This is a genomic window from Xanthocytophaga flava (assembly GCF_030068545.1).
Classification (GTDB): domain Bacteria; phylum Bacteroidota; class Bacteroidia; order Cytophagales; family 172606-1; genus Xanthocytophaga; species Xanthocytophaga flava.
In genome coordinates this window covers 1-5,350 of record NZ_JASJOR010000068.1, presented here as the reverse complement: position 1 = coordinate 5,350, position 5,350 = coordinate 1, and the positions used below count along the sequence as shown (strand labels likewise).

General features: G+C 38.2%; 7 protein-coding genes. 1 reads left to right on the top strand and 6 read right to left on the bottom strand.

Annotation, left to right across the window (positions count from 1 at the left end; translation table 11 throughout):
- Positions 1-744: 744 nt before the first annotated feature.
- Both QNI15_RS38670 and QNI15_RS38665 read right to left on the bottom strand, forming a co-directional pair.
- Complete coding sequence (locus tag QNI15_RS38670; RefSeq protein ID WP_313977868.1) at positions 745-1,122, bottom strand: VOC family protein; 378 nt, start codon at positions 1,120-1,122, stop codon at positions 745-747.
- A gap of 784 nt (positions 1,123-1,906) precedes the next feature.
- Complete coding sequence (locus QNI15_RS38665) at positions 1,907-2,359, bottom strand: cold-shock protein (protein ID WP_314037549.1); 453 nt, start codon at positions 2,357-2,359, stop codon at positions 1,907-1,909.
- A 379-nt stretch (positions 2,360-2,738) separates the two neighbouring features.
- On the opposite strand from QNI15_RS38665, the gene QNI15_RS38660 reads away from it, so the two are divergent.
- Positions 2,739-2,930: a cold-shock protein gene (locus QNI15_RS38660; RefSeq protein ID WP_313977861.1), complete on the top strand. Its 192-nt coding sequence runs from the start codon at positions 2,739-2,741 to the stop codon at positions 2,928-2,930.
- A gap of 205 nt (positions 2,931-3,135) precedes the next feature.
- Here the strand turns inward: QNI15_RS38660 and QNI15_RS38655 are convergent, their stop codons facing one another.
- The 4 genes from QNI15_RS38655 to QNI15_RS38640 form a co-directional block, all read right to left on the bottom strand.
- Positions 3,136-3,276, bottom strand: coding sequence for a hypothetical protein (locus QNI15_RS38655; RefSeq protein ID WP_314037548.1), 141 nt, complete (start codon positions 3,274-3,276; stop codon positions 3,136-3,138).
- Between the two features lie 7 nt (positions 3,277-3,283).
- Positions 3,284-3,460, bottom strand: coding sequence for a hypothetical protein (locus QNI15_RS38650; RefSeq protein WP_314037547.1), 177 nt, complete (start codon positions 3,458-3,460; stop codon positions 3,284-3,286).
- A 223-nt stretch (positions 3,461-3,683) separates the two neighbouring features.
- Positions 3,684-4,550, bottom strand: a complete 867-nt coding sequence (locus QNI15_RS38645) for an STAS domain-containing protein (protein ID WP_314037545.1) — start codon at positions 4,548-4,550, stop codon at positions 3,684-3,686.
- A 319-nt stretch (positions 4,551-4,869) separates the two neighbouring features.
- The gene (locus QNI15_RS38640; protein WP_313995676.1) at positions 4,870-5,178 is read right to left on the bottom strand and encodes a hypothetical protein; all 309 of its coding nucleotides are present in this window, start codon (positions 5,176-5,178) and stop codon (positions 4,870-4,872) included.
- Between the last annotated feature and the right edge of the window lie 172 nt (positions 5,179-5,350).

The following is a 5,350-nucleotide window of genomic DNA, read 5'->3' as shown; positions in this document are numbered from 1 at the left end:
AATGCAAACGCGATTTGCGCTTCAGTAAACTTGCTTTTTTTCATGGCGATTTTCTTTATGTGTAAACTAAGTAAAATCACCGATTTTTTCTACTTCCCTACGGTCCATTTTTGCGGGAGGAGGTCAACCTCATCTGTCCTTCTGTAAGAATCTCGTGGCAAGACCGGCGGCCTTTCCTACTGGAGAGCAATTCTCTCAGAAAGGAAAAATAGCACAATTTGTCACAAGATTCTTTCAGAAGGACAATAAAGAAATATGAAAAAAGAAATAAACTCCCTTACCTTGACAGCATTGAGCGTTCGCTTGTATTGAGCGTTCCCATCGTTGGTGTTATCACCAACGACCACTTTCCCATCATTCATGTTGGTGATAACATCAACCTGGGAAAAACGTAAACTTGGCTCAATTTGCCCCAACGCAACGGACGTTGCTGTCAAGATAGGTCCGAACGGACGTTCGAACCAGCTCCTGTCCATTTGAACCAGTTTCATCTTCCCTAAAAACCTTATTGTTACAAAAGATATGGGACAGGATAAGGGTTAGCTATGCAGGCTGAAGGATCAGAGAAAAATGAAGAAGCTGCAAGTAGAATAATGTAAAGGATATTAAAGAACCGAAGGGAGACACATCTCTCAAAAATAAACCCAAGCCCACGTTTTAAAAAACATAAGCTTGGGTTTTACTCATATTCAAAATGACTCATGTAGAATAAAGGTCATTTCTGGTTTTACTATCCGATAGGGATTAGTCAATAGGCTCCCATAATTGCACCTTGTTTCCTTCCCCATCAAGAATATGAACGAATTTTCCATAGTCAAATGTCTCAATAGTATCAACAATGGTTACTCCTTCTGTTTTCAATACCTCAACGAGTGCTTCCAGATTTTCAACCCGATAGTTAATCATAAAGTCCTTATTTGAGGGGGCAAAGTAGTTTGTTGTCTGCGGGAAAGGTGTCCATTGGGTCTGTGCCTTCTTTGAACTATCCGGACTTTCATACCACTCAAAGGTAGCTCCATAGGGATTGGTGTCTAATCCCAGATGTTTTTGATACCACTCTGTCATTTTTTTAGGGTCTTTGCATGTAAAGAATACACCCCCAATACCTGTTACTCTTTTCATTTTACTAGTGTGATTGGTTGTAATAGTGATAGATTTAAAAGCGAAACCGAGGCAAAAAGTTGAGACAAGTGTCAATATTATTAGTAGTGTTTTCTTCATGAATGTCAGGTGTGTAGTATTGGATTGTATACGGGTTGTATTTTCGCTTACTATCAGCTGCTATTCTTGAATAGAGTAGCACTATTTAGCTTGCTGGGGGAGCTAAGTAAGTAGGTGAAGCTTTGTGGAAAGTAGATAAAAGCGGAAAGTAGATGTGGTTGTTGGAATTGAGAAAATGCTTTTTGACTCCTTGCATGCCAAAGTAGCAAAAATGCCAATCCTTACCAAATGCATCGTTACTTTTTGTAAGGATCTGATTTTTAGTTTTTTTATAACTTGATTTTATATTTTGTCAGAGATAACGTGATTAGAATAGTAACAACAATAGGCTTTAAATTCCTTGACAACCTTTAAACCAACAGATAAAGTATAAAGGTAGGACGCTGAACAGGTTTGTTTTTCGCTATAGTCGTTCCACCATGCTTTTTCGCTACCTGACTCAAGCATTCAGTCAATTCCGAAGAACAAAATTGAGTGGCGCGATCTATTTGGATATCGCAGTATTACAGACGTGCCTGGAAACGATAAACACAGAAGCCTATCCTTTCAAGGGTCTGGCTTTTGTGTTTTGGAAGCCTTAAGTATGTTGTTGGATGCAACACTTGTTGTTGTGAAGAACAGACAATATGTAAGGACTTATAATTTGGATGATTTGTGCTTCTTTGATATACATCGCGGTCTGCAATCAACTTGCCAGCTTTACCCGTATGGCACTAGGACCTTTTTCATTTTTCTCAATCAGGAAGGTAACTTTGTCATTTTCCTTGATCGGTTGTGACAATCCATTGGCATGGACAAAGACACTTTGCTGACTTTGTGAATCTTTGATAAATCCATACCCTTTGGTTTCGTTATAGAAAGTAACCTTGCCTGTACGGATATTGTCTTGCGGATTAGTACTCTGACGACTTACTCCAATGCTGATTTCTTCATTTTTAATCACTCTTTTTTGTTTGGGATCGGGTGGGGTAGAAGACAGGTAACCATCTGCATCTACATAGACAAACATTGCCTCCATATCTTTTCCTTTGTCAGAGTGTGTTTTTCGCTCGGCCTTTCTTTCTGCTTTTTCTTTTTTTCTCTTTAGTTTTTTAGCTATGTTCTCTTTTTTACTGAATGTTTCACTGGATCTTGCCATAAGATAATGGGTTTATAAGATAAAGGGATTAGGTGAGAAAAGAACAGGCAGGCGTTGAAAAGCTGTTACAAAAGAATGCACAGAGACACTTTTACCCTATAAAGTATATTCCGGACTACCTGCTATACTGCATTTTAGAGGGATTGGAAAAGAGGATACACAAGCAGAGGGTATTGATTGAGTAGCGCTAAAAGCCCGGTAAAACGGGGAGCAAGTTACGATAAATTCCTGATAAAGTTCGCTTTATTGTTTTTTCTTATATCAGACTTAGCCCTTCTGGAAATATATTTAACTGATTATGAAATATTTTATTCTAAAATGCTTTTAAAAGTCAATTCCTGTTATTACCTTTGAAACATCACTTTAAAAAAATAGTTTAATGCCACAAGGTACAGTAAAATTCTTTAATGAAACCAAAGGATTCGGTTTTATTAAATCTGACAGTTCTAATGAAGATATCTTCGTTCATGTTTCAGGCCTGATTGATGAAATCAAAGAAAACGATAAAGTTACCTTTGAAGTTGAGAAGGGCAAGAAAGGTCTGAATGCTGTTAACGTTCAGTTGGTTTAATATATCTGGTATATATATAATCCCTTTATACAAAAGTCTCTGCAAAGAGACTTTTGTGTTTTATACTATTCTCTCCTTAATTTTATCCGCTTTACCACGCTGACTAGTTTAGCTAGCAGCCAGATTTTCTCTGCTTTGTGCAATAGCAGGTAACAAAGTCAGGATTTTTTCAAACCCATCGATTGTTTCTGGTTTCTGCAAATATTCATTGCCTCCTGATTGTATATATAAAAGCATCAATTACATCTTTGTTGTGGGTTGTAGAGAACCCCACAACAGGCGTTTCTTTATAATTAGCCAGTACCCTCAGATCCCGTAATGTTTCCAGTTTGTTTCTTACAGGCATGTTTATGTCAAGCAGAATAAGAGAAACAGGTGGTAAATTTTATTGTATCATCCAGATAGGTAAGGAGTTCCTTACCATTGGTGGTAAAATAATAGTGCCATTGAGGGTAATGTTGTTTGATCATCAATGGCATAAAGGCCTGATCATCTTCGGCCACCACTAAAAAGAAGGGTTTGTTATGCATTCAGTAAAAGGAGACATATATACCTGCGGAGATACCAGAATCGTAGTTTTTGCAAATAAGTACGTTCTTATACATTCGTTTACTTTACAATTGCTACCGAGGTATCTTCTTTATTTCTGGTAAGTTCTTCAAACAACAAAGCCTGAAACAGGGTAAGGTTGTATTATAGCAGACCTGAAATACAATCCCAGCTTGGTGAAACCTATAGTCACCCAATCAACCCTCATAAACTCTGGGTGATTCTTACTGTTTTTTTTACTTCCAGATGTATTATGGAGAATGCATGTTTTAAAGCACTTGCCATAGTAGCTTTGGTTATGATATGAGAAAAATCAATTCCCAGTTGTACTACAGTCTGCGCAATTTCAGGACGGATGCCACTAATGATACATTCTGCACCCAGCAGTCGTGTAGCACTGACTGTTTTCATCAGATGATGAGCTACCAGAGAGTCTACAGACGGTACACCGGATATATCCAGAATGGCTATTGTACTACTTGTAGCGACGATTTGTTCCAGCAGACTTTCCATCACTATCTGTGTCCGGGAACTGTCCAGGGTGCCAATGATAGGCAAAGCCAGAATCCCATCCCAGACCTTGATAACAGGAGTAGAGATTTCTGTCATTTCATCCGTCTGGCGCAGAATCACTTCTTCGCGTCCCTTGATGAAAGTTTCGAAGGTGCTGATCCCAAAAGAATCAATGAGTTTACTTAGTTTCAGGCTATACTCATATAAAGCAGCCGGATCTTCACCGATTTCCTGTTGCAATGTCTGTAGTATAGAATCTTTCAGGCTAAAGATATAGACACCTGTCTCTCTGGGTGAAAATCCTTGCAGAGCACGCGAATAGGAAATATCTGCAAGCAGATCTACTACCGGGCTGAACACAGGTGACTCCCGGTCAGTAAGACTCTGATCAGTCACCGTTTTGCTTAATAACTCTACCAGTTCCACGGATTGGTTTCTCAGTTCTTCATTGCTTATCAGATCTTCCCGCAAGCCTTCGTCTGTGAGTTGAGCATTCATCCATTGCTCGAGGATTTGTTTCTTTTTTTTCTGAAAGAATCTGGAAATATCCAATTTCATGTAAATGGGGGTAAAGTTAAATGGATCAAAGGCTATAAACGTACTGAAAAAAAACAGCTATCACTAATTAAATAAAAATTAAGCACAGTAACAGGAATATAGCAGGTGCCAAAGTCGGCAATCGCTGCTTTACGACATGTTCCACACTCAGATTTCTTACAGTATTAATCCAATACGATTGCATCACAAGAGGAACTAGCGAAGGTACTGATAGATTTACCTGGAGTCAGATGTTATATTTTACATCAGACACATACAGCCATTCTTTTCGTAACATGTCCAAACGTACAGGGTTTAGATTCATACAAGCCTTTAGGTTTCAACTAAAAGGGCTCATCCATAAAAAAGCTTCAATCGTTACATAGGCTGAACTGGTTATTTCCAGCAGATCCGGAGTACTCGAAGACTTACTTTTCTGATAGTTAAACATCTTTTCTTTTGTTCGTGAAAGATTCTCTATGGCACGTTCCCTAAGCAATGGAGAAGTGGCACTAGCAATTACAATTTGCGCCCTGTTGATAATATCAAGCATAGAATCTGAATCGATTGTACCTGTTTCAATACTCTCTATTTCTGTAAGAATCTCTTCTAAAAGAATTCTTTTTTCATGGGTTGTCGAATGTAGCACAGCTCAAATACATATACTGAACATTTATTATTCTTGATGGTTGATGTACTCTACCCGAGGAAATTTATAAAAGATTGATGATAAGTAAATTGGATCTGTATCCATCTGATAAAAGTTTGAATGCATTCACTAAAGAAATCAATAAAATCCAACGTTAGTCGTTTGAGTCCTA

What these genes read in the sequence shown, in the direction of transcription:
- QNI15_RS38670 (WP_313977868.1), bottom strand. Translation starts at nt 1,122, where the DNA reads ATGAAAAGAGTAACAGGTATTGGGGGTGTATTCTTTACATGCAAAGAC.
- QNI15_RS38665 (WP_314037549.1), bottom strand. Translation starts at nt 2,359, where the DNA reads ATGGCAAGATCCAGTGAAACATTCAGTAAAAAAGAGAACATAGCTAAA.
- QNI15_RS38660 (WP_313977861.1), top strand. Translation starts at nt 2,739, where the DNA reads ATGCCACAAGGTACAGTAAAATTCTTTAATGAAACCAAAGGATTCGGT.
- QNI15_RS38655 (WP_314037548.1), bottom strand. Translation starts at nt 3,276, where the DNA reads ATGCCTGTAAGAAACAAACTGGAAACATTACGGGATCTGAGGGTACTG.
- QNI15_RS38650 (WP_314037547.1), bottom strand. Translation starts at nt 3,460, where the DNA reads ATGCATAACAAACCCTTCTTTTTAGTGGTGGCCGAAGATGATCAGGCC.
- QNI15_RS38645 (WP_314037545.1), bottom strand. Translation starts at nt 4,550, where the DNA reads ATGAAATTGGATATTTCCAGATTCTTTCAGAAAAAAAAGAAACAAATC.